This window comes from Mucilaginibacter gilvus (genome assembly GCF_004054195.1).
GTDB lineage: Bacteria > Bacteroidota > Bacteroidia > Sphingobacteriales > Sphingobacteriaceae > Mucilaginibacter > Mucilaginibacter gilvus.
This window is the reverse complement of record NZ_SBIW01000031.1, coordinates 1-25,670: the sequence shown is the minus strand read 5'-3', so window position 1 is coordinate 25,670 and position 25,670 is coordinate 1. Positions and strand designations below refer to the sequence as shown.

Here is a 25,670-nt window from a genome sequence, read left to right as displayed (position 1 = left end):
GAAGGAGCGGGAGGGCGAAAGAGAAATTGTACGTTATGCATCCTAAGTATGCATAGCAATAATGCATTGACGTAAAGGCTGCTCGTATAAGATTCTTCGTCGCTGCGCTTCCTTTGGAATGACATGGCGGGTTTTTGCGCCTACTTAATGCTCCGCCACATCTCCCTTATCCTTCCGCTGAAAGCTGTAAATAAGATAGCCGAGCGCAGGTAAAATAAACAAACTGCCCACGAGCAAAGCTATTCCTAAACCCTCAATGGCTTTATCTGCACCACGGTCTGCAATAAGGGAAAGATAGCCTCCATTTTTCAGGATCACGATATTGGGATAGTGCTTGTAGGTGGTGGTCAGTAATATCATGGTAACCTGGAAACCGGCCAGTATGCGGATAATAAACCGCTTGCCTTTTACAATGAGGTACCACATCACCATCAGCGAAATACTGGCAGCGCTCACCGCTAAAACTCCAATAATACTGCCGAAAACCCATTCTACCAGAGGTATTTTCTCCTCAATAGAAGCGATAAAAACCAGCCCACCGGCTACTACGGCTGCTATATTCATAAACCGGGCTTTGCGGATAAAGCTTTTGGTTTCAGTCTCATCGTTAGCTTCGCCTATTAAATAAATTGCCGCCAGGAAGCCGCAAAGCGCTACGGTGAAAAAGCCAATGGCTACGGAGAACAAATTGAGCCAGCTATACACATAGGCCGATAAAAAATCGGTTGCCCCGGTGTCTATTCGCCCACTAACGGCGCTGCCCGCTATTATACCCAGGAACAGCGGCGTAATAAAGCTCGAGTACACAAAGATCTTATTATAAACACGTTGCATATTGTCCGTCACCGCGTCGTAATTACGGAAGGTGAGGGCCGTACCGCGAGCAATGATGCCCATCAGCATGATCACCAGCGGGATGTGCAGGTAGGTAGACATGGTGGTGTAGATCACCGGGAAACCCACAAACAATATTACAATGGCGATGATGAGCCACATGTGGTTGGCCTCCCAAATAGGGCCAATGGCGTTGTACATGATCTTACGTGTGCGCGATTTATTGGCGTTGGAAGTAAACAGTTCGATGATGCCCGCGCCAAAATCGGCACCGCCCATTACCAGGTATAGCAGCAGCGCCAGCCATAAAAACCCCATCACTACGTAGATCATCATAAGCCTTATATTTTAATGTGTTAAGGGTTCTGCATTATCATAAAGTACCGGCACCATTTTTATTTGTCGGTACAGCAAAAATGTAACCGCTATGCTCAGCGTAAAATACACAGCGGTAAACAGGTAAAACGAGTAGCCTATGCCCGGCATTGGGGTAACGGCATCGGCAGTGCGCATAACGCCTTGTATTATCCAGGGCTGGCGGCCAACTTCGGTAACCGTCCAACCAGCCTCCACGGCAATAAAACCAAGCGGTGTAGCGGCGATGAAGAGCTTTAAAAACCAGCGTTTGGTAAACCAACTTTTCTTTTTTACTAACGCGATGAGGTAAATAACGCCCAATGCCATCATGGCCATGCCCAGGCCCACCATCAATTGAAAGGCATAATGGGTTACCGCGATAGGGGGCTGATCGGCAAGCGGTATCTGGTCAAGGCCTTTTACGGGCGTTTTAAAATCATCATACACCATAAAGCTCAGCATACCGGGCAGCTCGAGGGCGTAATCAACTTTTTTGTTTTTTACATCGGGAATGCCACCTATGATGAGGGGCGAATACGGTTCGGTTTTAAAATGCGCCTCCATTGCGGCAAGTTTTGCGGGCTGGCGTTTGGCAACCATCTTGGCAGAAATATCGCCGCTTAAGGGCTGCAGAATAGCCGCTACCACACCAAATATAGCCGCTATGCGGAAGGAGCGCGTATGGAAATCAACGTTTCGTTTTCTCAATATCATCAGCGCGTGTACGCCTGCTACAGCAAATCCCGTAGCGGCAAAGGCGGCTACCGACATGTGCAGCGCCTGTGAGAACCATGCCGGGTTAAACATGGCCTTTATTGGGTCTATGTTGGTGTATTTCCCGTTCACCAGGTCGAAACCCGAAGGGCTATTCATCCAGGCATTGGCCGCTACTACTAATATACCCGATGCAAGTCCACTGACGCCAACCACTACGCCGGTAAACCAATGGAACCATTTATTGAACCGTCCCCAGCCGTAAAGGAAGAATCCTAAAGCTATCGCTTCAATAAAGAAAGCGGTGCCTTCCAGCGAAAAGGGCATCCCGAAGATCGGCCCCGCGTGTTTCATAAAGGTTGGCCATAGCAGGCCCAGTTCAAAGGATAATACCGTGCCGGATACCGCGCCCGTGGCAAAAAAGATAGCCACGCCCTTGCTCCAGGCCTTGGTTACATTTCGGTAAATAGGGTTATGGGTTTTGAGGTACATAAAGTGCGATACCGCCATAAAAAAGGGCATCACCATGCCAATACACGAAAATATAATGTGAAAGCCGAGGGACAATGCCATCTGCGAGCGCGCGGCCATAAAATTATCCATGCCGTAAATTTACGCAAATGATAGTTTAACTATATCCCTATCAAGTATTTATGCTAATTTAAAATGAATATGTATTATTATTTTAATTGCTTTTCTAAGGCATTTCTATCTGAACGTTTACCAATGATAAAATAGCTAAAAATCCCCTTGTAAAACAGCGGTTTATACCCTTTTGCCGCTGTGCTATTTGCCGTACTTTCCAATAAATATTATATATTTATTGGGCCTACAAATCAACCTATTATCTAACCTTACCGATTATGAAACGAAGGGATTTTATCACTAAAACCGCCTTAACAACTTTTTTGCTGAGCGAACTTTCCTCCTTCAATATTCTGGCGTCACCCGGCAGTACTTTAAAGGATGTTGATTTCGATAAAGCGATCATGATGCTTTTAACTGAAGACACCTCCGCTAAATTTAAGGCGCTGCTGAAGTGGATGCAGGACAATGGATGGATAGATTACCTCAACAAAATTTTATCGTTGAATATAAACCCCGCTAACGCGGATATGGCCACCTATACCAAAAATCAAACTTTTGCCAAAGCAAAGGGCTTTGACGATTTTATGGGGGAGAAGCTGATAGAACCCGGTTACCCTGCCGGCAGTTTGCTTTACCATGCGCTGGCAAGCCCCAGGGTGCGGCCGGCTATCGGCACCTGCAATTATCCTTCGGTAGAGATCATCGACTCGCTGGAGGATGTAATATACGGCCTGAGGGCTTTTACTGCCGACGAGAGGAAGGATATGGTGCTGGCCGTGTTTGCTTACGAATACCGCCCCGCCTATAAAACGCCGCATCATTTACATGCCGATATGGTTTTCTCCCGTACCGGGATCTCGCGCATTGGTGATTGCGAAATGAATTACGATGCGTTGAACCGTTGCTACACCAATAAACCGGCCGACCCAGCCAAAGTGAAGAATATAGCAGTAACACCCGCCCGCTTTGGTTTATTCCTGGCTAAAAAAGTAACCGGCGAAGCGGGCATTACGCTGATGGGCAAGGCAAAGGATGGTGAAGACGGGACACGCACATTCCTGCAACCCATCCGCAAGATATTTAAAGGGGATACCCTGCTGGATACCAAAGAACTCAGCTTTAGCGAATACCATGTTAACGAGAAGCTAAACAGCCTGGTAAAAACCTTTTCCGATCATTTTAACAACCCGATTGATGCCGCCGGCAAACACCTGTTCGATATCAACAAACCGCCTTTCAGGGTAGATTCGCGTAACTCCGCAACCTTGGTAAAAAGCATCGGTACGGGCTCTTCGGTGCTTATCAAATCGGTACCGGGGGCACTGGTTCGCTGGGCAAAGCAAAACGGCAAACAAGCGTATTACACCGTAAAAAAGCAGGACAGCGCCTACTTCGCCGCCATGAATACTGCCTATGTGGGCAACGAAGAGGTTTTGGTTTTCGATGACCTGGATAAGCAGGTTTACCGCGAAGTAAACCCTTATGATGTGCCCCGCAACACGCCCATGTTTGTAAATGCCAAGTTTAAAAAAGATGGGGCAATGCCCGGTTTTATCCATTTGGAACGCAACCCCCGTGGCAATTATTTGGCCGCTTTGTTTGAGGATAGCATTTGCGATGGCTGTGTGACCGTTGATACGCAAAACTGGAGCAGCAAGTTGCTGCCCGATCATGTTTTACATAATTGCCTGCCCGCGTTCTCTATCATCACCGCGCCGGATTTTTTCCCGCTGGTGGATAATTACGATCTGGCTGGCTTTGATTTTGAAGACAATACTACCAACTTTTTCGAAGGCGGGCTCTACAGTTTCTGTGCCGAACGGACCCGGCCAAACCAAACCATGGAGAACCCGGTTACCAAAAAACAAGCTTTTGACACGCACGGCGATACCTTTACCGCCGTATTCTCTGAAAGTAAGAACATCAAAGTTATATCGGGAAATAAGTATACTGAAACGAGCAAGCGTGAATACCAATCGAGCAGTTTCCTGCCAGATGTATGTTCGGGTGTGTTTGCGCCGGGATGGGATATCACCTATGCCAATGATACCAGGAAAGCCGATGGCACATATGAAAAGGTAGACAGCTACCTGAGCACCCGGGGGCTGGGTTCGCCTTTTGCGGAGGATATGAAGCTTTGCGCCGCCATGAATGGGATGTGGCCCGCCGCCTCGCCCGATGCCGCGCGTACCTACCAGGGATCGATGGATACCGATTACCGTAACCCTACGGCTGTGCCGCTGATGGATAAAGAGATAGGCCTGCACAAAGATTCACCGGCCTGTAAGGAACTGCACCTTTTTGAAAGTACCGGCTGGGATGGCGAACAGGGCCCTTTTCTGGAAAGGGTGTACAATAACGTTTTTGTGAACTTTACCGATCTGGCCTGCGCGGATTATATCCAGAACGCCATGAACGGGCAGATGGATATGTCGGTTCTGCGGAATTTAACCAGCGCGGAGTTACGGTCGCGGATGGCCTGCTTAAAACTATGCATCAAAAAACTCCCGCAAACCAATTTCGACCAGGAAATAATTGATGATAACAAACAAAAAATGGTTGGTTTAACCGGCCTGTGGCTGGTAAGCGCCGAAAAAGTGGATGATTGGGGCAAGGGCGCGAAGGGGCTGGGTATCCCCGCTGACCTTGTGGGCGATAATATCAACTGGGCCATCAGAGCTCATAAGGGCATCAGCGGACCGGGTTACCTGTATGTTTTTGCCAATACCGATAAAGCCAAACCCATAATGGCCGACAATTTATCAACCAAACGCCGCATCCAGGGCTGCCTTAAACTTTACGTTTGCCAGGTTACCGAAACAGGCATCGCCTGGACGATGATCTATGGCGACCGCCTCACCCCGGCGCAAAAATTGGTTTGGAACGCTTAAAGCATGGTTGCTGCTGATGTAATAGTAATAGGCGGAGGCCCGGCAGGTGTCGCGGCAGCTATTACCTGCGTGCAGGGAGGGCTAAGCGTTATGCTGTTAACAGATCAACCCGAAATTGACCTTGCCGATGCTGAGATGCAGCCCCCCGAGCCTCTGCAAAGCCTGCATCCCGGTGTGCAAACCTTGTTGAAGCAATTACAGATCGACGGGGCGACGGCCTTTGCATCCAAAGGAATTTATACCGGTATAAAAACAGGTGCCAACGTATCGCCTTTAAGTACAGTGGAAGGGGAGACCTGGGAGGGGCATCACATTGCACCAGGGCTTTTCTCGGCATATAGTCTTCTGAAAGCAAAAGAACTTGGCGTAGAGGTACGGTTTGTAAGCCGGGCAAACGAAATAGTTTGCAGCGAGGATGCGGTAACAGGTGTTGTACTGGCTGACGGAACAGCGCTTAATTGTGCTTATTTGATAGATGCCAGCGGGCGTAGCCGTTTTGCCGGGCGGTATTTGAAATTTGATGAAGAGCTGCTCAGTCGCCCTTTATTATCATGGACAGGCATAGATAAGGATAACCCCTGTGGAAATCCCGACCGTGAATTAGCATACTTTGAGCCAAACCCGCATGGCTGGACATGGACCGCCTACAGCAACAAGGGTTACTACACCTGGACAAAACTCGCCGATAAAAGCAACAGCGATGCTTTTTTAAAAGAATTGTCCGCATCGTCGCAGGCGGCCACCATTAAGGCGGCTAATATGCAGTGGCGCGTTTTTAGGCCGCTGGCATGCCCGGGGCTGTTGCTCGCCGGGGATGCCGCCGGTATTTTGGATCCCGCGGCAGGGCAGGGGATCTTAAGCGGCCTCATGTCTGGCATTATGGCGGGAGAAACCGTTCTCAGCTGTATCACAAACGCCCAACTTTCCAATTGGTACCTTTCGCGTTACGATAACTGGTTTATGGATCACTTTAACCATAAAAAGGATGCTCTAACCAAACGGTACCGGGAGATGGGCATAGATGTGAGCGTGCAGAAATAAATCTGCCTGAAGCCACTGCAACCGTTGCTTGAATGATTGTTTTACGCCGGTTTTTTTTACTTTTAATGGCGGATATTTTTTGCTGTTAAATATTTCCGGGACTGAGCATGGGCGTAATATTTAAAAAACTTTATATGGGTAAATGGTTGTGCTACTGCTCGGTTTTAAGCCTGTTATTATCATCCGCAAAAATAGCGCTGGCCGAGGGGAGTAAAGAACTCGCTGCCAACGGCGGCAACCGCGCCTACTTGCTTTCCACAACAACAACCAACCCTTCATACCCTTTCCCAACATTAGGCACCATGAAGGTGTACGTAAAGGCCGGAGAAACTATTTACGTAGGCTCAAGCGCGCAGGGGCAGGGATCGGGCAGTATTAATATGCGTGCCCCGGATGGTTCGGTTTATACCAGCGGCACATCTTCCTCTATTGGTTTTATAGGTACCCGCGCCCAGGAACTGGCGGGCCCGCTGCCTAACGCGGGCGGTTACCAGGCGTTCACAAAAACAGTTATTGCCGGGCAGGAGGGCATTTGGGAGATCGACTTTATTTCGCCTACCGATGGTACCGATTTTGGCGGTAACCCGCCTGCCATAGCGGTGAACGCGCAATGGATCCAACCCACCAACCGGTATGTGGCCGCGTTTGATGTATCTGTGCGAAATAGTACTAATACCGCATTTTTAACCGGGCGGGTATTTACCAATGTATTGTCGGGCATACTGGGTACTTTTAATGTCGGCTTTAATGCCATATTAAGTACCCTCACCAAGGATGGCTACCGTTACACGCTTGATAATAACGGGCAGGCTGGTAATGGCTTTACTTTTTTTGTAAACAACAAAGGCTTCCGCAACGCAGATGGTACGGCATCCTACAAAAGCGTGGATAACACCAATAACCCTAATGCCTATAGCCCGGTTAACAACGATACCCCTTCCGATATCACGCATAAAATATTTTTCAATACCCCTTCGGCAGATCTCCCGGCTGTGGCCAATACGCCGGGCGGTGGTACTACCTGGTTAATTAATGTGCCGGTTGTACCTGCCTTAACCAATATAGGCTTTACCGGTGCCGATGGAATGGACGGCGTCGCCGGAACCGCCCTGCCCGGCGGCAAAATAAAATTCACGGCTACCGGCAACGGAACCTACGCCATTAATATTGATGTAAACCATAATAACATTTTTACCGATGCGATAGACCGGCAGCTTACCGGCACTGTTAACGCAGGGGGCAACCAGGTAAGCTGGGATGGGTTGGACGGAGCGGGCAACCAGGCAAAGCCGAGCGCGGCAAGCTACGCCATTAATATTACGGCATCGCTATTTGCGGCGGAGGTACACTTTCCGTTTTTTGATGTGGAACGAAACCTCAATGGCATATTACTTACCCGTATCAACGGCAGCAATTCGCCGGATAACACCATTTACTGGGACGACAGCGATATTACCGAAGTGGGGGTGCCATCGAACCCGGTAAAGAACACCACCGGGCTAAGCAGTTTGGTTAATGGCCATAAATGGGGCAAACCCGCTGCCAATATTAACGATGCTGATGATTTTGGGAACGAACGCAGTATTGACACCTGGGCCTATGTGATAAGCCCGGCGCTAAAGGCTACTGTGGATATCAGGGTGCAAAGTCCCGATCCGAGTAACATTAAGGTTCCCAATATTATCACCCCAAACAGCGATGGTAAAAACGATGTGTTTGAAGTGATTGGCATAGCAAGTTACCCCGGGAGCCGCTTGCTGATATTTAACCGCTGGGGTAACCAGGTTTACAAATCGGAAGATTACCATAATAACTGGGATGGCACCGGCCTTGCCGATGGGACCTATTATTACCTGCTGGAACTGAATACAGGTGCGGACAAGCCTACCGTTTACAAAGGATGGATCTATATAAACAGACGATAGATGAAGAGGCTGAAGAAGTATAGCCTGCTGTTGATAATGGGTGCTGCCCTGCAAAATAGCTATGCGCAGCAAACTGTGCAGTTTAGCCAGTATATGTTTAACGGCCTGGTGGTAAACCCCGCTTATGCCGGTTATAAAGAGGATTGGACGCTTAACCTGAGCAGCCGCCTGCAATGGGCGGGTATAGATGGCGCGCCACGTACCAATACTATATCTGTAGATGGTGTGCTGAATCCCGATAATAAAAACGTTGCATTTGGCTTTTTAGCTACCAACGACAGGCTGGGGCCGGAGAACAATACCTCGTTTTACGCCAATTATGCTTACCGCCTGCGGCTGGACGATGAGGATACCAAACGCCTAAGTTTCGGCTTTGGCGCGGGGCTGGTACAGTACCGTATAGACGCCTCGAAATTTAACGCGAACGACCCGACAGATGGAGGGATCATCGGCAATGAAAATACGCTGATGGCCGATTTCAGGCTGGGGGTTTACTACACCACACCGTTGTTTTATGTGGGTGCATCGGTGCTTAACTTGTTTTCTAAGCCGGTATCGGGAGGCAATACGCTGGTGATAAACCCGGTGCCGCATGGGTATTTAACCACGGGTGCTGTAATAGCGCTGAGTAATACTATCGATATAAAACCTTCGGTGATGCTCAAAGGCGACCTTAAAAGCCCCGCTGGTTTAGATCTCACCACGTATCTGCTATTTGATAAAAAGCTCTGGCTGGGGGCATCGTACAATACAGGTGTTAATCTCAAGCGATCCGGTCAGTATAAAGGGCTCGATAAAAGTAACAGCGTAACGGGGATAGCGCAGTTTAATATCAACGATTTTCTGCGGTTTGGGTATTCGTACGATTTTAGTACCAGCGCGCTGAGTACTTATCAAAGCGGTACGCACGAGGTGTCGTTAAGTTTGTCGTTTAGGAGAAAGCAGCCCCGGGTAATAAGTCCAAGGTTTTTTTAATAAACTATATGAAGAAGTTATTAATAATAGCCTTATTGTTGAATTGCCGGATGGTTGCAACCGCTCAGGAACAACTAAGCAAAAAGCAACTGGCGGATAAGCTTTTTGAACGTTACGAGTATTTTAAAGCACTAAACCTTTACCTTCCGCTGGCCGACAAAAATAATTCTAACGTACAAGTGGTAGAACGCATAGCCGGGTGTTACCGCTTAATAAACGATAATAAGAATGCCGAAAACTGGTACGCCAGTGCAATTTCTTATGAAAAGGCCGCCGATATCGATCTGTATTATTATGCCGAATCGCTCCTCCGCAACAATAAATTAAAGGAAGCCAAAGTACAATACCAGGCTTACTATGCCAAAGTAAATAACCCGGAGCAACTGCGTTTTAAGGTTGCCACCTGCGATTCTGCCGCCAAATGGATGGCCGCACCGCGCAAAGAGTACACGGTGAGCCTGGAAAAGAAGATCAACAGTATCTATGCAGATTGGGGCACAAACTATTACGGTGAAAAAGGCATCGTTTTTACTTCCGACAGGCTAAATGGGTACGAGGATAGCGGCAAACAAACCGACAACCGTACCGGCAACGGCTATTTTAAACTATACAGCGCAATTAAGGATAGCGTTGTGCTACTGCCAATAAGTACCGATGCCAGCAAAATATTCAACGGCGATTACCATGCCGGTCCGGCGTTGTTTAATGCTTCGGCTGATACTGCCTGGATAACGGTAACAACCAGCGTTCCGCGTAGCGACCTCCCCATCGACAAACGTGAAAAGGGAACAAGCCACCAACGCCTGTATACCCGCAGGTTAATGCTGGTGATGGCCACAAAAACAAATGGCGTTTGGGGAAATTTTAAAAACTTCGCTTATAATAATATTAAGGAGTATTCGGTGAGCCACGCGGCTTTATCATTTAATGGCGACGCGTTATATTTTACATCTGATATGCCGGGAGGGGGGGGTAAAACAGATATCTGGTACTGCCTTAAACAAGTGGACGGTAGCTGGAGCAAACCGGTAAACTGCGGTAAAAACATCAACACAAAAGATGAGGAGGCTTTCCCTGTAATGCAGGGTGCGGGCACGTTAATATATGCCTCTAAGGGTTTGCCCGGGATGGGCGGCTTTGATATTTTTACAGCAAAGGGTGGGCGTGCTGAATGGTCGGTACCGTCAAACGGAAAGTTCCCGATAAATAGCACGGCAGACGACTTTTATATGCTGACTAAAGACGGGGCAACGGGCTATTTTTCCTCTAACCGGGATGGCGGTACAGGTAACGATGATATCTACACTTTTAAATACGAAAGCCTGCCTGAGCCGGTAAAACAAATACAGCCGCCAGCACCGGCAATAGCCGGCCCGCCAAAACAATCCTTTAAGCCTGAGGACTTACGTGCAATTATTTATTACGACCTGGATAAGGCAAACATCCGGCCGGATGCTGCAACAGAACTGGACAGGCTGGTTATCGTTTTAAAGGCTAATCCATCGGTAAAAGTAAAACTGGCATCCTATACCGATGTACGCGCATCCGGGACCTATAATATCGGCCTATCCAAACGTCGGTCGGAAGCGGCAATAGCATATTTGGTTGGGCAGGGCATATCGCGTGGCAGGTTATCTGCGGGCTGGTTTGGTAAAGAAAACCTGGTGAACAATTGCCCGGATCGTGCATCGTGTACAGAAGCAGAGCATCAGCTCAACCGGAGGACGGAAATTGTGTATGATGGAATGGCGAATTAGCCTGCCTGTTTTAGTACGGGCACAAAAAAACTTGCTTATTATTAGTCATACAATTCCCCTCACCATCACCTGTAGTCTCCCGCATCGGGGGAACCGTACGAACTAACACCTCAACGTTTCTTAGATCCTTCTTTTTAAAGTTAATATCACATTGGTGAATTTTTTTTCGTGGTAGATCTCCAGCAGCAAACCCTTGCCATCGCCCGATCGAAAAAGGCGGTCGAGTTCTTCCAGGCTCATGTTTGCCACGGGCTTAAAATTCACCGACGTGATCTCATCATCCTTAAGCAGCCCAACATCATCGCCCGCAGAACCGGGTTCCACACGGCTTATTACGATGCGTTTAAGCTCATCGCCGCCTGCGTAATATTCCATTCCGCTCATGTCGCGTTCAAAGGGTTCCTTCAGGTTGCCTCTCGATTTAACATACAGCAAGCCTTTACTGTAATCAAATATCAGGATAAACCGCTTTAGCACATCCATCCCTAAATTCCCATCCCGTTCGGCAGAAACAGAATTATCGGTACGTTTTTCGGGGAAGGAGGAAAGTACATTAGTAAGGCTATATTTGCCCAGGTTCAACTGGCGCACACGGCTTATTTCGCCTTTTATTGGCCCGGTTAAGCCCATGCCCAGGTTGGCCGCGATAGATTTTTGCGTGGGCCAGGGGTTAGCATTGTTTTCATCAAGCGACAGCGGGTGCCCCGCGCCGATATCTACGATCAGCTTGCATTCGCGTTCGCTGTTATCGCAAAAACGCACACAGGTTTTCAAAAAAGGCTTGTTGTTCTCTAAAGTTATGGGCAAGGCCTCGTACTTGCGTGGTATTTTTAAACTGCCCGGGCGGTAGGCGGTTAGTGTGCTATCATTAAAGTTAATTTTAACAACCAGCCTGTTAAAAAACTCATAGCCCAATAAACCGTGAATTGGCATCCCTGCATAATTGGATAAGCCAAAATGGTCTTTTTTAAATATAGCAGCACTAACGCCTACGCTGTTTATCCCGGGAATCTCTATGTTTAGGGGTTCGGTATAATAAGCATCAAAGTCATCTCCTTCGCCAAGCCCCGCCAGTTTAAGGGTACGCCGGTCCGGTATATTCAGGCTGTCTACCAGGCTTGGTTCTGTTATAACCATAAAGCCCACGCCTGTATCCAAAATAAAGTTGTAAGGCCCGTTATTATTAATTTTTAGTTTGATAATAACCATGTTGCGTACCACTTTAAAAGGCACTTTAACATGTGTACGCTCCTCTGTAAGCTGAAAAAATTGCGCGTAACTCCGCCCGCCGCAGCCAAAAATTAGCATCAGTAGCAAAAAAGAACAATATATAGTACGGCCCGGCATAGCAGCAGGAGGTTTATAGCAGGTGGTTATATAAATGTACGCATTACTTGGTTGTTAAGTTGCCATGCCGGCCGGTTTATAATAAACCGTGGGCAAAGCCGCCACAATAAATGCCCCGCCTGCAATGGCAATATCCAGCATTGCGCCCGTCCATTGCTGGCCGTTGTGTACATCGGTCAGGAGCAGGGGCACATGGTACAGTAAAGCCAGGGTGAGCAGTAAAATGGCCAGTATTAATGCCGGCGCGCCCATGTAGCGGTTGCTCATTATTCCAACAACAGCAATTATCATTACTATACCCACAATGTAATCCCAAACTTCTACCCCAGTGAACCATGCGGGCACCTTGGCGGTGACAAAACTTGTATGTGTAAAATGCTGTAGCGCTAAAATGATGATGGGCACAGCAAACAAATATTTGCCGGCGGTTTGCAGCTTTAACTCACCGGCAAGCATAAGCGCTGTGCCCATAATTGCCACATCCTGCACCGCACGTGTCCAGCGCTGTGGTTCTTGCGGATGGCTAACCAGGTTTGGAATATGTATCAATACGATAAACATCGCCAGCATAAGTCCCAATAGCACACTGGAGAACAAAGCATATTTATTAATGATGATACTAATGGATGCCATTATAAAGGCGACGCCCACAAAATACGCCCAGAACAAATGCCAGGGAATCCATGCGGGCACCAGGGTAGCCACAAAGCCGGCGTACATAAAGTGCTGTATACCAAATATTATAAATGCAGCGGCATAAAACCATTTGCCCGTAATTGTAAGCTTATCCATAAAAAATATCAGCGAGATTTGGTTATTTAGCCGGGTACATTTTATAACTTGCATACCGGCTGGCTGATACAAATGTAGATGCGCCGAAACCATTTTGTATGCGCTGCGGCTGTACAAGTTGGTACAAGTTGATACAAGCCCGAACAAAATGAATAGCGATATTAATTTTGCATTAAGGAGATAGCACATGCCTTTTGATGAACTTATAGAAACGCTTAAACAGCAGTATGAAACCGAAACCGGATGGGGCGACAGCCGCAGCTGGTCCAACCAGGATTTTATTAACCTAAGCGGGCGCATACACCAGCGCACTGGCGTAACCCTAAGCCATGTTACCCTAAAACGCATTTGGGGCAAGGTAAAATACGATAGCCTGCCCAATACCTACACGCTGGACACGCTTGCCCATTATATTGGTTTTAGCGGCTGGAGGAGTTTTGTAACGGCACACCAAAAAAACGGCGGCACAAACGTTGCTGTATTAGAAGATGTAATAGTAACCCCCGAGCCCGGGCAGATCCCCGCGCCTAAACCAGTTGCTCCCATAAATCCAACCAACAGGCGTATATGGCAAATTACAGCCGGGATAGCGCTTATTGCGGGCATTGTAATCACCTATTTAAGTATAAATAAAAACCCGCCGCAGGTGGTAGATGCCGATTATACCTTCAGTAGTAAAACTGTGGTTACGGCGGGGGTACCCAATTCAGTCATTTTTAATTACGACGCCAAAAAAGCGCCCGGCGATTCGGTTATTATACAGCAATCGTGGGATAAAACGCTGCGCCAGAAGGTTTCCAAGCTTGATAAGCAGCACACCTCTATCTATTATTACCCCGATTATTACCACGCTAAGCTTATTGTGAATAACCGCGTTGTAAAACAGCACGATCTGCTCATCAAATCAAACGGCTGGGTATCAGCAGTTACGCTGAGCCCGGTACCGGTATATTTTGATAGCGTAGATGTAATGAAGGATGGCAAAATGGGCCTGCCCATACAGCAGATAATTGCGCATAATATTAAAACAGAGCCTGTTGCGCCATACGTGCTTTTTAGTAACGTGAAAGATTTTGGGGAGATCTACAGCGACGATTTTGTTTTTGAAACCCTCCTGAAAAACGATTATAGCGGTGGTGCTAACGCCTGCCAGCAAACCCATATCTACATTTTATGCAAGGGAACGGCGGTAGGCATCCCGCTTTGCGTAAAGGGCTGTGTATCAAACGTTGACTTTATATTCACTAACTATTTTAAATCGGGCAAAAAGCAGGATCTATCCATGTTTGGGGCCGATTTTGGCAAATTTGTGAAGGTTAGTGTAGAATCGCATAACCGGGTGGCTAAAATTTACATGGATGACAAGCTGGTTTACACGGTAAGCAGCGGCATTATCCGCTCCAAAATTATCGGTATCGATTTCAGTTTTCAGGGTACCGGCTCGGTAGATTACGTGAAACTTTCTAACGGAAAAGTGAATTACCAGGACAACTTTTAGCCCGAATTGCCCAAAATGCTGTCGAAAATCTCCGTGTTTTTGCGTTTTTAATTGAAAAAAGGGCGGTTTTTGGTCTTTTTAGTCTTTTTTTACGCAGTTTTTTGGGCTTGTTTTTATGCCAGCAATTTGGCTGAGCCCGGGCAAACTTCAGCCTGAATTTTGATGGGCTAAATTTTTATCAATCCGTTTTTTAATGCCGATATCACCAGGGCCGTGCGCGATTTGGTCTCGAACTTTTGGAACAGCGATTCGCGGTAATTATCGATGGTGTGCGGACTCAGGTTCATTTGGTCGGCAATTTGTTTGTAGGTAAGATCGGAGCAGCAAAGTTCCAGGAAACGGAGCTCGTTGGAGTTAAGGTCCGAGAAATTGTTCTTAACGGCCTGCTTGTTTTGGATGTTGCGCAGCAGCTTGCCAGATACCAACTCGTTTATATAAAACGCATGTTCGTTGATGCCCGCTATGGCGTTAACCAGGTCGGCTACTTTTGATTGTTTTAGCATATAGCCACCCGCGCCGCTTTTCAGCATTTCAATGATGGGTTTGTCTTCCTCAAACATGCTCAGGGCCAGTACGTTTATTTCGGGGTGGTTTTGTTTAAGCCATTTGGTGGTTTCGTAACCATCCATTACGGGCATGGTAATATCCATCAGTATAACGCTTGGCAGGGCTTGCTTGCCTATCTTCTGGATCATATCGGCACCGTTGCTGGCATCAAACACAACATTAATGCGGCCGCTTTCGGTGAGCAGGCCCATCAGCCCCTGTCTAAAGAGGGTATGATCGTCAACTATAGCAATATCTATTTTGTCGGGGGGGGGCATGGTAAATGGTTATTAATAAGGTACTGTAATGGCTATAACAGAACCGGCACCGCGGGTAGAATCTATTGAGGCAGTACCATTTATAATGGCAGCGCGTTTTTTAATATTATACAGGCCCATACCGGTTTTTCGTTTCAGGGTTGCGTCAACATCAAAACCAACGCCGTTATCGCGTATGCTTAACTTTAACGAATCCTGAATTTGCTCCAAAGTAACAAATATTTCTGTTGCCTTTGAGTGCTGAATAATATTATTTATAATTTCCTGGAAAAGGCGGAACATGATGGTTTCCTTACCGGCATCGTCGGTAAAAGACTCGAACGTGGGTTTTTTAAAGCTGATGGTAAAGCGGTCGCTGCGTTTCATCCAGTCCAGCTCAAATTCAATAGCCGAAAACAGCCCCCTGCTTAGTAATTCTTCGCTGTGCAGCATCCGCGACAGGGCCTTCACCTCTTTGGTAGAGCGGGCGGTAAGATCTTCCACCAGGGCAATCTTTTCGGCGGTTTTTACCTTATCGTCCAGGTTGATAGAGCTGAGGGTAATGGTAGTGAGGCTTAGCAGCTGGCCAATGTTATCGTGCAGGTCGTAAGCGATGGTTTTAAGCGTTTGCTCCTGCACCTCCATTTGGGTACGCAACAGTTCGGTTTCCAGTGTTTTTACCATAGCTAATTTTTCTTCTTCGTGTTTTTTCTTTTTGCGATTATACAGCAGTACATACCGTATCAGGAAGATAGGGGCGATGAGGAAAACGATGGAAGTTAGTCCAATTAACGAAACGATTTCCTTTGGCGATATCGGCATACGGATGAAAATGACCAGAATGAGTACAATATAATATTTAGTACATTAAAAATAATATACCTGATGGAACTATTGTAGGTAGATACCTCGTTTTGTTTAAGATAATCAAAAAAGATATTGCAGGCGGTGCTGCCAAAATAAAAGAACAGCGCGCCGCTAACCCACCAAAACTCGGCCGATTGCAGCAAGGGCTCGTACCGCTCGTCGGTAAGTTTTAGGTAGTAGAACCACATGCAGGCCAATACAAATACAATAGACATTATGGACGCTGTTACGGCTACAAAGTCGGCAAACTGCACGTAAAACAGTTCGCTAATGTACATTACCGTGACCAAAGCCAGCCAGCCAAAAAGCCATTTTACGCTATAGCCGTATGGCTTAAAAAGCGTATAAAAAAAATAGCTGGTAAAAAAGCACTCTACTACTACAAAGGTGTTATATACCGGCAGGTTTGGCGATAAAAACACTTTGCGTATAATAAGGCCCGTAGTTTCGGCAGTAAAGGTGAGCAGCAGGTAAACAATTAGCAACCTCCAGGCCGCGCTTTTATCCCGGTAAAGGAATATAAGCGCAATCAAGAAGCAAATAAGTTCGGCTACCGTGTTTAGGGTAAATAATTTGCTCAACGGAACAGATCCCATTTTTGATTATTGGATAAGCGTTGCACCAATGGCAGGGCAGTTACTTGGCGGCGGGCACATTTCACCACGATTTTCGGGGCCGGCGCCTGCACCTACTATAAAGCCTTTGCCCGGCGCGTTAGCGGTTCTTTTACTGTACGAATCAAAGTGCAGCGTGTCTGCGCCAACTACTTTCTGCACGGTAGATACCATTACCAGGGTGTTATAGTTCCAGTATTTCCTGTCGGGTGTTTTTGAGAGTGCATTTTTATTATAAGTACTATCATAAGCGGCCAGGTAAAAACGTACACCGTCTCCTTTTTCTGCATCCAGGTCGGCCAGTATTTTGCGTAGTTTTTCTTTGTCGAACCATACACAGCGGGTGTTTGGTCTTGGGTATTTCTTTTGCAGGCCGCCATTTTCGCCCCATACCGAATCTACGATGCCGGCCCGGCGCTTGTAATTCTCCACATATTTTTTAGCGGTGTCTAAGCTAAGCTCATCGCCTATCTGCCCGCCGGGAGCGGCAGCTGTTTCTGCGGTTTTTGTTTGGCACGATGCGAGGCCGAAACCTGCGAAAGCCATTAACATGAGGGTTTGTTTGATTGTCATAACGTTTTAATTTTAAGGTTATCGAAAGTGGGTATTTGCACGCATAATCACAAAAAGTATCCAGCCTTTTTTTACCCTTAAATCACCCCCTCAAAAAAGCTGTTATCACCCTGTACCAGTTTTAAACTTCCATATACATTTGGATCGTAATAAATAATTAATGTTAAGGGAAACCAGCGACCAAATATAGCCGGGAACAAAGTACCGGTTATATACCGGTCGGTGCATAGTAATAATTGTTAGCTGGTACACTTAAATAAATTAATTGGTTGTTAAAAGTATTCCTGAAAGGGATAAGTCATATATGTAAAAACCGTATACAAAATGTATACAGTACACCAATAAATCACTGTTTATTAGCATTTTAAATAATTAACAAGGAGCTTTTAATATTTAATATACCTTTTACTAACAATTAAATATATTATATTTACCCAACAATTATAAACCTTTAAACAACAACCTTAAACAATTACAACTATGGAACCTTTAATGGGATCGATCCAACTATTCGCAGGCAACTTTGCACCTAACGGCTGGTTTACCTGCGAAGGCCAACGTTTGCCTATTAACCAGTATACCGCTTTATTTAGCATATTGGGTACCACCTATGGCGGCGACGGCATTACTTACTTTCAATTGCCCGATCTGCGCGGCTCATTCCCTACGCAGTGCACTAATATTAGCGGTTCACACCCAGGCGGCACTTATTTTTTAGGTGAAATTGGCGGACAGCAAAATGTTATTTTAAATGCACAGCAAATGCCTGCGCACAACCATACTGTTGCCATAAATAATACCGCTGCTACGCAGGGTTATGCAACCAACAACTACATTGGATTTAATGCCGATCCAGAGACCGGCGCAGGAATAAACTTTTACAACGAGGCTCCAACTGCTGGTGCAACATTGGCACCGGCATCTGTTTCGGTGGCAGGTGGCAACCAAGCGGTAGATGTAACTCCTCCGTTTGTTGCCATGCAATTTATTATTGCCTGGACAGGTATTTATCCTTCGAGACCATAATTGATATTAAATTAGCAGCTATAAACCCTAACACATAATCAATTTAAACTATGGATCAATACATGGCCACCGTTCTTCTTTTTGCCGGTAAATTTGCACCCAGGGGGTGGGCTTTTTGCGACGGAAAACTTTTGTCGACAGCTCAATATTCGGCTCTTTTTTCATTGCTCGGCACAACTTACGGCGGCGACGGCGTAAATACTTTCGCACTTCCTGACTTAAAAGGCAGGGCACCGGTGCATCCCGGACAGGGCGAAGGGCTTTCGCCGTACACACTCGGGCAAAAGGCAGGCGCAGAAGGCTTTACCTTAACGCCACAGCAATTGCCATCTCACAGCCATGCATTACACGCGGTAACTACTGCGTCTAACCAGTCAGATCCGCTTAATAATTATCTGTCGGTGCCTGCTGATGGTTCTACTGGTGCGTCAATTAACACCTACAACGACGGTACCGATCCTGTTTTTGCGCTTGCGGCTTTAAATCCCAAAAGCGTTTCTTACACGGGCGATAATCAGCCGGTTAAGACTACACCCCCTGTACTCGGTATAAACTATATTATATGTATTGAAGGGCCATATCCTCCGCAAGATTAGTTAATTACATAGGCAGCCCCCTTGCTAAAAAATGTGTAAAGGGGGCTGTTATTTTTACATTACAACTTAGTTGCAAAGGCACCTAAGCGTTGCTATTTAGCCATAGTATACCCGGCGCAAAAACGGCCACCTCTTACTTCGTAAATAACAAGCTTTATGCAGCGCATTACAATTGCCAGCATAAACTTTATACATATAATACCTGCACGCCTGCCCGGCATACAGGTTTACAGTTAAACCGGGCGAAAGTTAATCTGTACAGTATAACGGTTTTGGCCGGCAAAAAATAAATAATACAATCAATTCATTATGGAAAAATCTTTACTTTTATTACAGCTTTATTTAACAAGAAAAGCGCATTTTTCTTGCAAAGCTCTGGTGATGTTAGTGTTATTGTTTTTGTGTGCCAGCAATGTTAGCCGTGCGCAGGTATACTATCTCACGTCTGATGCCAGTGCATCGTCGCTCAATACGGATGATGCGTTAAACCGGATGAATTACGACGGCACCAGCAATACCAGGATGGTTTCGTCATTTTCCAACTCACCTGTACGGATAGAGCAGGATCTGGCAAATAGCCGGCTATTTATTTATGAAGGGCTTGCCGCGCAAAAATCTATCAAAGTAGTTAATTCCGGAACCGGAGCGATCACTGCAAGTATCTCTGTTCCTTACAATGTGAGTTGCATGCGGTATGATGCAGCTACCGACTATATTTACTTTACAACAACAAGCGGTGGTATAGCGCTGGATGTTTCGGATGCGATATATAAAGTTAAACCAACAGAAACAACGCCTACATTAATCGCTTCATCAATTACCACATCTCCCTTATTTTTGGCGCTTGATGTGGCTAATAGCCGGGTGTTTATTTATGAAAGCGTACCTGCAAACAGGGGTATAAAAACGTTCGACCTGACCTCCAAAACAATTACGGCTTCTGCCACAATAAATGCCGGAACTGTTGTTGATATAGCGTATGACTCACCAACAGGCTACATCTACTATTTAACGAATGATGGGTCGGCAACAAACCTTGGCGCTACGGATGCATTGAACAAGATATTACCCGGAGCAAGCACTACGATTGTAATAAAAGCACAGGTTACCGGTTCTCCGGGCCAGTGTATGCTTTTGGACGCAGGCAACAACAGGGCGTATATTTATGAAGCCTTAATAGCAAACAGGGCCATTAAAGCAGTAAATTTAACTACAGGTGATGTTACAACTGTACTGTCGTTAACCAGTTATCCCAATGCTGTAACAGTATCAGCTATGGCATCGGCATACGTTCCGGCGCTAACAACTACCGCCGCAAGCGGTATTACCGCTGCATCGGCAACTTTAGGGGGCAATGTTACCCGAACCGACGCCGCTGTGAGCGCGCGCGGCGTAGTATACAGCAGCAGCAATCAAACACCAACAATAGCGGACAATAAGACTACAAATGGCAGCGGTACAGGTATTTTTTCTGCAAGTATAACCGGCCTTAGCTCATCAACAACTTATTATGCAAGAAGCTATGCTACAAGTACAGCTGGTACAGGATACGGCCCGGTTGTAACTTTCGCAACCCCATCAAACGATGCAACGCTTTCTGCTTTCAGCATCAGTTCAGGCACATTAACACCAACATTTGCTGCGGCCACAACTTCTTATACGGCATCGGTAACAAATGCAACCACGTCTATTACGGTAACGCCAACCCGCAATCAGGCAAATGCTATTATAAAGGTTAACAATACAACCGTTACATCGGGCTCTGCATCGGGTAACCTAAACCTAAGTATTGGCGATAACGTTATCTCTACCGTTGTAACCGCACAGGATGGTACAACTACCAAAACTTATACCACCACGGTAAACAGGCCCAAGGCGGTGCAAACCATTACGTTTGCGTCAACAAATTCAAAAACCTTCGGCAATGTCGATTTTGCAGCCGGCGGAAGCGCAAGCAGCGGGCTTACTGTTAGTTATAGCAGCAGCAATACTGCTGTAGCCACCGTTTCGGGCAGTACCATCCACATCGTGGGTGCGGGCAGCACCACCATCACAGCTTCGCAGGCCGGCGACGCCAGTTATTTGGCGGCAACGAGCGCCACGCAAACTCTTACGGTTGATAAAGCAGCACAAACCATAACCTTTGGCACCATAACCGCAAAAACCTACGGCACCGCCGATTTTGTAACTGGTGCTACTATTAATAGTCCTTTGCCTATTACCTACGCCAGCGATAACACTGCTGTTGCCACCATTGTTAGCAACCAGGTACACATAGTAGGGCAGGGTACTGCCAATATCACGGCTTCGCAGGCGGGCACTACTAACTACAACGCGGCTGCAAACGTGGTACAAAACTTTACAGTAAATAAAGCAAACCTTACCATAACTGCCGCTGCCAAAACTAAAGTTTACGGCGACAGCGACCCTGCGTTTACTTACACCGCAACAGGTGTGGTAGCTTCTGATGCGCCTACAGGTGCATTAAGCAGGGTATTGCCAAACGAAAATAAGTTTATTGGCACTTATACTATTGATCAGAGCACCCTTAGTTATGGTAACAATTATAATGTTACCTATGTAGGCGCAAACCTTACAATAAACAAAAGGCCTGTCACTGTTTTACCCGTAGCCAAAACCAAAGTGTATGGCGAGGTTGATCCGTTCTTAAATCAGTTTCAGATCATAGCAGGATCATTGGCACCCGGGGATGCAACAGGTGACCAATTTGGGCGTGCTCCCGGCGAAAACGTGGGCACTTATCTGATGACCTTGGGTACCAAGAAATTCTATAGCAACGGCAGCTCAGGCTTCATAGAGATTACCTCTAATTACGACGTAACCGTTCAAACGGCTTATGTAACCATAACAGCAAAACCTGTAACCGTTACAGCCAGTGCCCAAACCAAAACCTACGGCGATGCCGACCCTGCATTAACCTATTCCACCGATGTGAGTTTGGCTTTTAGCGATGCTTTTACAGGTGCTTTGTCAAGAGCTGCGGGTGAAAACTTCGGTACATATGCTATCAACAAAAATACACTGGCCTTAAGCAGCAACTATGCTTTAACCTACACAACTAACAACTTAACCATCGGCAAAAAAACCATTAATGTTACTGCCGATGCTAAAAATAAAACTTACGGGGATACCGACCCTGCCTTAACCTACACGGCAGATGCAGCATTACCAAACGGCGAGAGTTTTACCGGTGCAATTTCAAGAGCAGCGGGCGAAACCTTCAGTACTTATGCTATTGGCCAAAACAGTTTGGCTTTAAGCAGCAACTATACGCTAAACTTTACCGGCTCAAACTTCACTATCGATAAAAAGGCGATAAATGTTGCAGCCGTTGCAAACAGCAAAACCTTTGGCGATACCGACCCGGCGCTTACCTATACAGCTGACGCTTTGGTAGCAGGTGATACTTACAGCGGCAACGTTGAAAGGGCCACGGGCGAGGCAGCAGGCGATTACCCGATAGGGCAGGGCACACTTGCGGTAAGCAATGCAGCCAGCTATGCCCTTAATTATACTCCGGCAAACTTTACCATTAATAAACGCGCCATTGATATTTATACCCTCAGCCAGGATGTGCAATTTGGTAACCCAGACACTGGTATTGGCTACTATTACAGCGGTACAGTGGCCAGCGGCGATGCCCTGTCAGGCGCTCCCGGCCGCACGCCGGGTACAGCCATTGGCACGTATGCAACAACGTTAGGTACATTAGCGATAACCAATGGTGCAAGTTACGACCTTGTTTTCCATAGCGCTCCTTACAACATCATACAGCGGGAAGTTGTGGTATCGGGCGGTTCTACCATAAAAATATATGGCGATGCCGACCCTGCAATAAACTACAGCATTGTATCGGGTTCCTTACTTGGTGGTACTACCATTACCGGTGCGTTAGCACGTGATGCAGGCGAAACAGCGGGCCCGTATAATGTGACCCAGGGTACTTTAGCCATAAACGACAGCAACTATAAGCTTACTTTCCAGGGCGGCTATTTTGAGGTTGACCGCTCACCGCTCACCATTACTATTGATAACAAAACCAAGGTTGCAACTAAAGCAAACCCGGCGCTTACTTATAGCGTAAGCGGCTATAGAAACGGTGATGCTGAAGCAACAACATTCCTGGCACCTATTAGTTTAACAACCGATGCAACCATAAACTCGGCGGCCGGCGATTACAATATTTACCCTGTAGGTAGCGTAAACGCCTCTAATTACAACGTTACCACCGTAGGCGGTACGTTAACCGTAACGCCTGCATCAACCATTAACACACTGGCAAGCGCAACGTTAAATGGCGGCGGCTTTAACGAGCCTTTTGACCCTGCAACTGACTTTTATACGGTAAGTACGCCAAACGGGGTTCCTTCGGCAACATTGGTGGCAACAATAACCGATCCGCTTTCAACTATGACAATAGGAGCTTACCCTGCAGTTGCTGTTCCAATTGCATCGGGCACGCCTTATACCATAAACTTTACTAACAATAACACCGAGCAGGTTGGCGTACACGTAACCGCAGAAGACGGCTCCATAAAATCTTATTACTTCAATGTATCGCCGATACCGTCCGATTCTAAACTATCAAACCTGGTTACCAGCACAGGCATCATGACCCCGTCGTTCGATCCAAACATTAGATTCTACGCCCTTGATGTAAGCGCCGAAACAGATTCGGTAACCATCACCCCAACCACGCACGACCCGCTGGCAACAGCCCGCGTAAGTGGTGGTGAAGGCGGCGGCACCGGGCCAAAGAAGGTTGCACTGTTTGAAGGTACCAACGTTAAAAGCATATCTGCTAAATCGGCAGATGGTACCAGCACCACGTTATACACCCTAGTGATCAAACGCCCGATCAGGTTAAAAACACTTACGCTTAGCGCTGGCCATTTAAGCCCAGCCTTCGATCCGAACGTTACCAGCTACGTAGCAAAGGTAGATCTGGCCACCCCGGCTATCACGGTAACGCCTATGGGCAACCAAACCTATTTCCAAATGCTGGTAAATGGTGATTACGTAAACTATGGCGATGCTTCTGCACCTGTAACTATAGCGGAAGATGGTTCAACTACTATTGCCGTAAAAATTACTGCAGGCGACGGCGAAACCACCAAAACTTATACCATTAATGTGCAGCACGCATCCGTCGATGCTACGCTCTCAGGCATAGCGTTAAGCACCGGCAGTTTAAACCCGGCGTTTAACAGTACGGATACCACTTACAATGTTGCTTTACCAAACAGTACTACCGCAATTAGTTTTACCCCGACTGCAACAGAACCTAATGCAACGATAAAAGTAAACAACGCTCCGCTTGCCTCGGGCGCATCTGTTACCAACAGCAGTTTAAGTGTAGGTGTGCATCATTATTCCATTGCGGTTACCGCAGCTGACGGTGCCACTACAAAGACTTATACCTTATCCATCACGCGTGCACCATCCAATCAATCGGGCCTGGCGAATATCTTATTGAGCACTGGTACCCTTTCCCCGGTATTCGACCAATTGGCAGGTAATTCATATACGGTATTGGTACCTAATGAAATATCATCCATAGCGATCACACCGTCACTTGCTGATACCACGGGCAGCCTATCCGCCACGCTTAACGGCAGCAATGTTGCGCTAAGCGCAGGTGTGATAACCGCCCCGCTAAACATTGGCGCTAATTCCGTAGTGATCACCAGCCTTGCACAGGATGGTACAACTATGAGTGTTAATACGTTAACCGTGACCCGTGCTGCCGACTTTACGCTGAGCAATTTAACGTTGAGCAGCGGCAGTTTAAGCCCTGGCTTCCATAAAAACACGGTAGCTTATACCGCCACCGTAGCCAACGCCGTAACCAGCCTCACCCTAACACCAACGGCAAGCGACGCGTTGGCGACCGTAAAGGTAAACGGGACAATCAGTACCAATGGGGTAGCCTCGGGCCCGGTTACGCTGCTTCCCGGCGCTAACAACATTGCTGTAGAAGTAACAGCAACAGACGGCGGCGTTAAAACCTATGCGGTAACCGTAACCCGCTTAAAATCGGCTTACTTAAGCAAAATAGAATTTACACCATCATCCACCGTAACCAGGATAGGTACCAGTAACAATTTTACCACCTCGGTATCGCTGAGCTTAACAACCATAAGACTGATCCCAACCTCGGTAGAAGCAAGTTCAACCATTTTGGTTAACGGCTCGGCGGTCGGTTCAGGCTTAGCTTCAGATCCCATAACGCTGAACAGTGGCCCTACGGTGATCACGATGGCCGTAACCGCCCCGGATGGTTCAAGCACCCAGAACTATACCGTAACGGTAAACAAAAGCGGGTCCAGCAATGCTTACCTGAGCAAAATAGCCACCAACCCGTTATCGCCACTTACCCAGGTAAGCGGCCCGGCAGACCTTAACTATACCGCCACGGTAGGTTCGTTGGCCAGCACGATATCGCTTACCT

At 47.0% G+C, this 25,670-nt stretch carries 17 protein-coding genes; 9 read left to right on the top strand and 8 right to left on the bottom strand.

The features are described 5' to 3' along the window. Positions 1-144 precede the first annotated feature (144 nt). Together EPL05_RS23405 and EPL05_RS23400 are read right to left on the bottom strand one after the other, a co-directional pair. Positions 145-1,167: a cytochrome d ubiquinol oxidase subunit II gene (locus EPL05_RS23405; RefSeq protein WP_128536496.1), complete on the bottom strand. Its 1,023-nt coding sequence runs from the start codon at positions 1,165-1,167 to the stop codon at positions 145-147. Positions 1,168-1,182: 15 nt separating this feature from the next. Beyond that, positions 1,183-2,508, bottom strand: coding sequence for a cytochrome ubiquinol oxidase subunit I (locus EPL05_RS23400; RefSeq protein ID WP_128536416.1), 1,326 nt, complete (start codon positions 2,506-2,508; stop codon positions 1,183-1,185). 260 nt (positions 2,509-2,768) lie between these two features. Between EPL05_RS23400 and EPL05_RS23395 the strand changes: the two genes are divergently transcribed. The 5 genes from EPL05_RS23395 (at position 2,769) to EPL05_RS23375 (ending at position 11,082) form a co-directional block, all read left to right on the top strand. Further along, positions 2,769-5,384, top strand: a complete 2,616-nt coding sequence (locus tag EPL05_RS23395; RefSeq protein WP_128536415.1) for a hypothetical protein — start codon at positions 2,769-2,771, stop codon at positions 5,382-5,384. Positions 5,385-5,387: 3 nt separating this feature from the next. Next, on the top strand, positions 5,388-6,425 hold the full coding sequence (locus EPL05_RS23390; protein WP_128536414.1) for an NAD(P)/FAD-dependent oxidoreductase: 1,038 nt from the start codon (positions 5,388-5,390) through the stop codon (positions 6,423-6,425). A 134-nt stretch (positions 6,426-6,559) separates the two neighbouring features. Continuing rightward, on the top strand, positions 6,560-8,350 hold the full coding sequence (locus EPL05_RS23385; protein WP_166727801.1) for a gliding motility-associated C-terminal domain-containing protein: 1,791 nt from the start codon (positions 6,560-6,562) through the stop codon (positions 8,348-8,350). Beyond that, positions 8,351-9,325, top strand: coding sequence for a PorP/SprF family type IX secretion system membrane protein (locus tag EPL05_RS23380; RefSeq protein ID WP_128536412.1), 975 nt, complete (start codon positions 8,351-8,353; stop codon positions 9,323-9,325). Positions 9,326-9,333: 8 nt separating this feature from the next. After that, a complete protein-coding gene (locus tag EPL05_RS23375) occupies positions 9,334-11,082 on the top strand; it encodes an OmpA family protein (protein WP_128536411.1) in 1,749 nt (582 codons plus the stop codon). 120 nt (positions 11,083-11,202) lie between these two features. Here the strand turns inward: EPL05_RS23375 and EPL05_RS23370 are convergent, their stop codons facing one another. Continuing rightward, on the bottom strand, positions 11,203-12,390 hold the full coding sequence (locus tag EPL05_RS23370) for an aspartyl protease family protein (protein ID WP_166727800.1): 1,188 nt from the start codon (positions 12,388-12,390) through the stop codon (positions 11,203-11,205). 93 nt (positions 12,391-12,483) lie between these two features. Then, on the bottom strand, positions 12,484-13,221 hold the full coding sequence (locus tag EPL05_RS23365) for a DoxX family protein (protein WP_128536409.1): 738 nt from the start codon (positions 13,219-13,221) through the stop codon (positions 12,484-12,486). 187 nt (positions 13,222-13,408) lie between these two features. Between EPL05_RS23365 and EPL05_RS23360 the strand changes: the two genes are divergently transcribed. Continuing rightward, complete coding sequence (locus EPL05_RS23360) at positions 13,409-14,719, top strand: hypothetical protein (RefSeq protein ID WP_128536408.1); 1,311 nt, start codon at positions 13,409-13,411, stop codon at positions 14,717-14,719. A 167-nt stretch (positions 14,720-14,886) separates the two neighbouring features. Here the strand turns inward: EPL05_RS23360 and EPL05_RS23355 are convergent, their stop codons facing one another. From EPL05_RS23355 to EPL05_RS23340, 4 genes are read right to left on the bottom strand one after another with little or no spacing between them, the layout of a single operon-like run. Further along, positions 14,887-15,543, bottom strand: a complete 657-nt coding sequence (locus EPL05_RS23355; protein WP_128536407.1) for a response regulator transcription factor — start codon at positions 15,541-15,543, stop codon at positions 14,887-14,889. A gap of 12 nt (positions 15,544-15,555) precedes the next feature. Continuing rightward, positions 15,556-16,344 (bottom strand): sensor histidine kinase, encoded by a 789-nt coding sequence (locus EPL05_RS23350; RefSeq protein WP_128536406.1) that lies wholly within the window; start codon positions 16,342-16,344, stop codon positions 15,556-15,558. Continuing rightward, positions 16,311-16,985, bottom strand: coding sequence for a hypothetical protein (locus tag EPL05_RS23345; RefSeq protein WP_208394825.1), 675 nt, complete (start codon positions 16,983-16,985; stop codon positions 16,311-16,313). Before EPL05_RS23345 ends, EPL05_RS23350 begins: the two co-directional genes overlap by 34 nt. Before the next feature lie 6 nt (positions 16,986-16,991). Then, the gene (locus EPL05_RS23340) at positions 16,992-17,576 is read right to left on the bottom strand and encodes a hypothetical protein (protein ID WP_128536404.1); all 585 of its coding nucleotides are present in this window, start codon (positions 17,574-17,576) and stop codon (positions 16,992-16,994) included. 480 nt (positions 17,577-18,056) lie between these two features. Here EPL05_RS23340 and EPL05_RS23335 point away from each other — a divergent pair, with 480 nt between their 5' ends. The 3 genes from EPL05_RS23335 to EPL05_RS23325 all read left to right on the top strand — a co-directional run. Further along, positions 18,057-18,602 carry a phage tail protein gene (locus EPL05_RS23335; protein ID WP_128536403.1) on the top strand — a complete coding sequence of 182 codons (546 nt, stop codon included), beginning with the start codon at positions 18,057-18,059 and terminating at the stop codon, positions 18,600-18,602. A gap of 50 nt (positions 18,603-18,652) precedes the next feature. Then, the gene (locus EPL05_RS23330; protein WP_128536402.1) at positions 18,653-19,198 is read left to right on the top strand and encodes a phage tail protein; all 546 of its coding nucleotides are present in this window, start codon (positions 18,653-18,655) and stop codon (positions 19,196-19,198) included. 309 nt (positions 19,199-19,507) lie between these two features. Then, positions 19,508-25,670: cadherin-like beta sandwich domain-containing protein (locus EPL05_RS23325; protein ID WP_134240090.1), on the top strand; the 6,163-nt coding region annotated here is incomplete at its 3' end.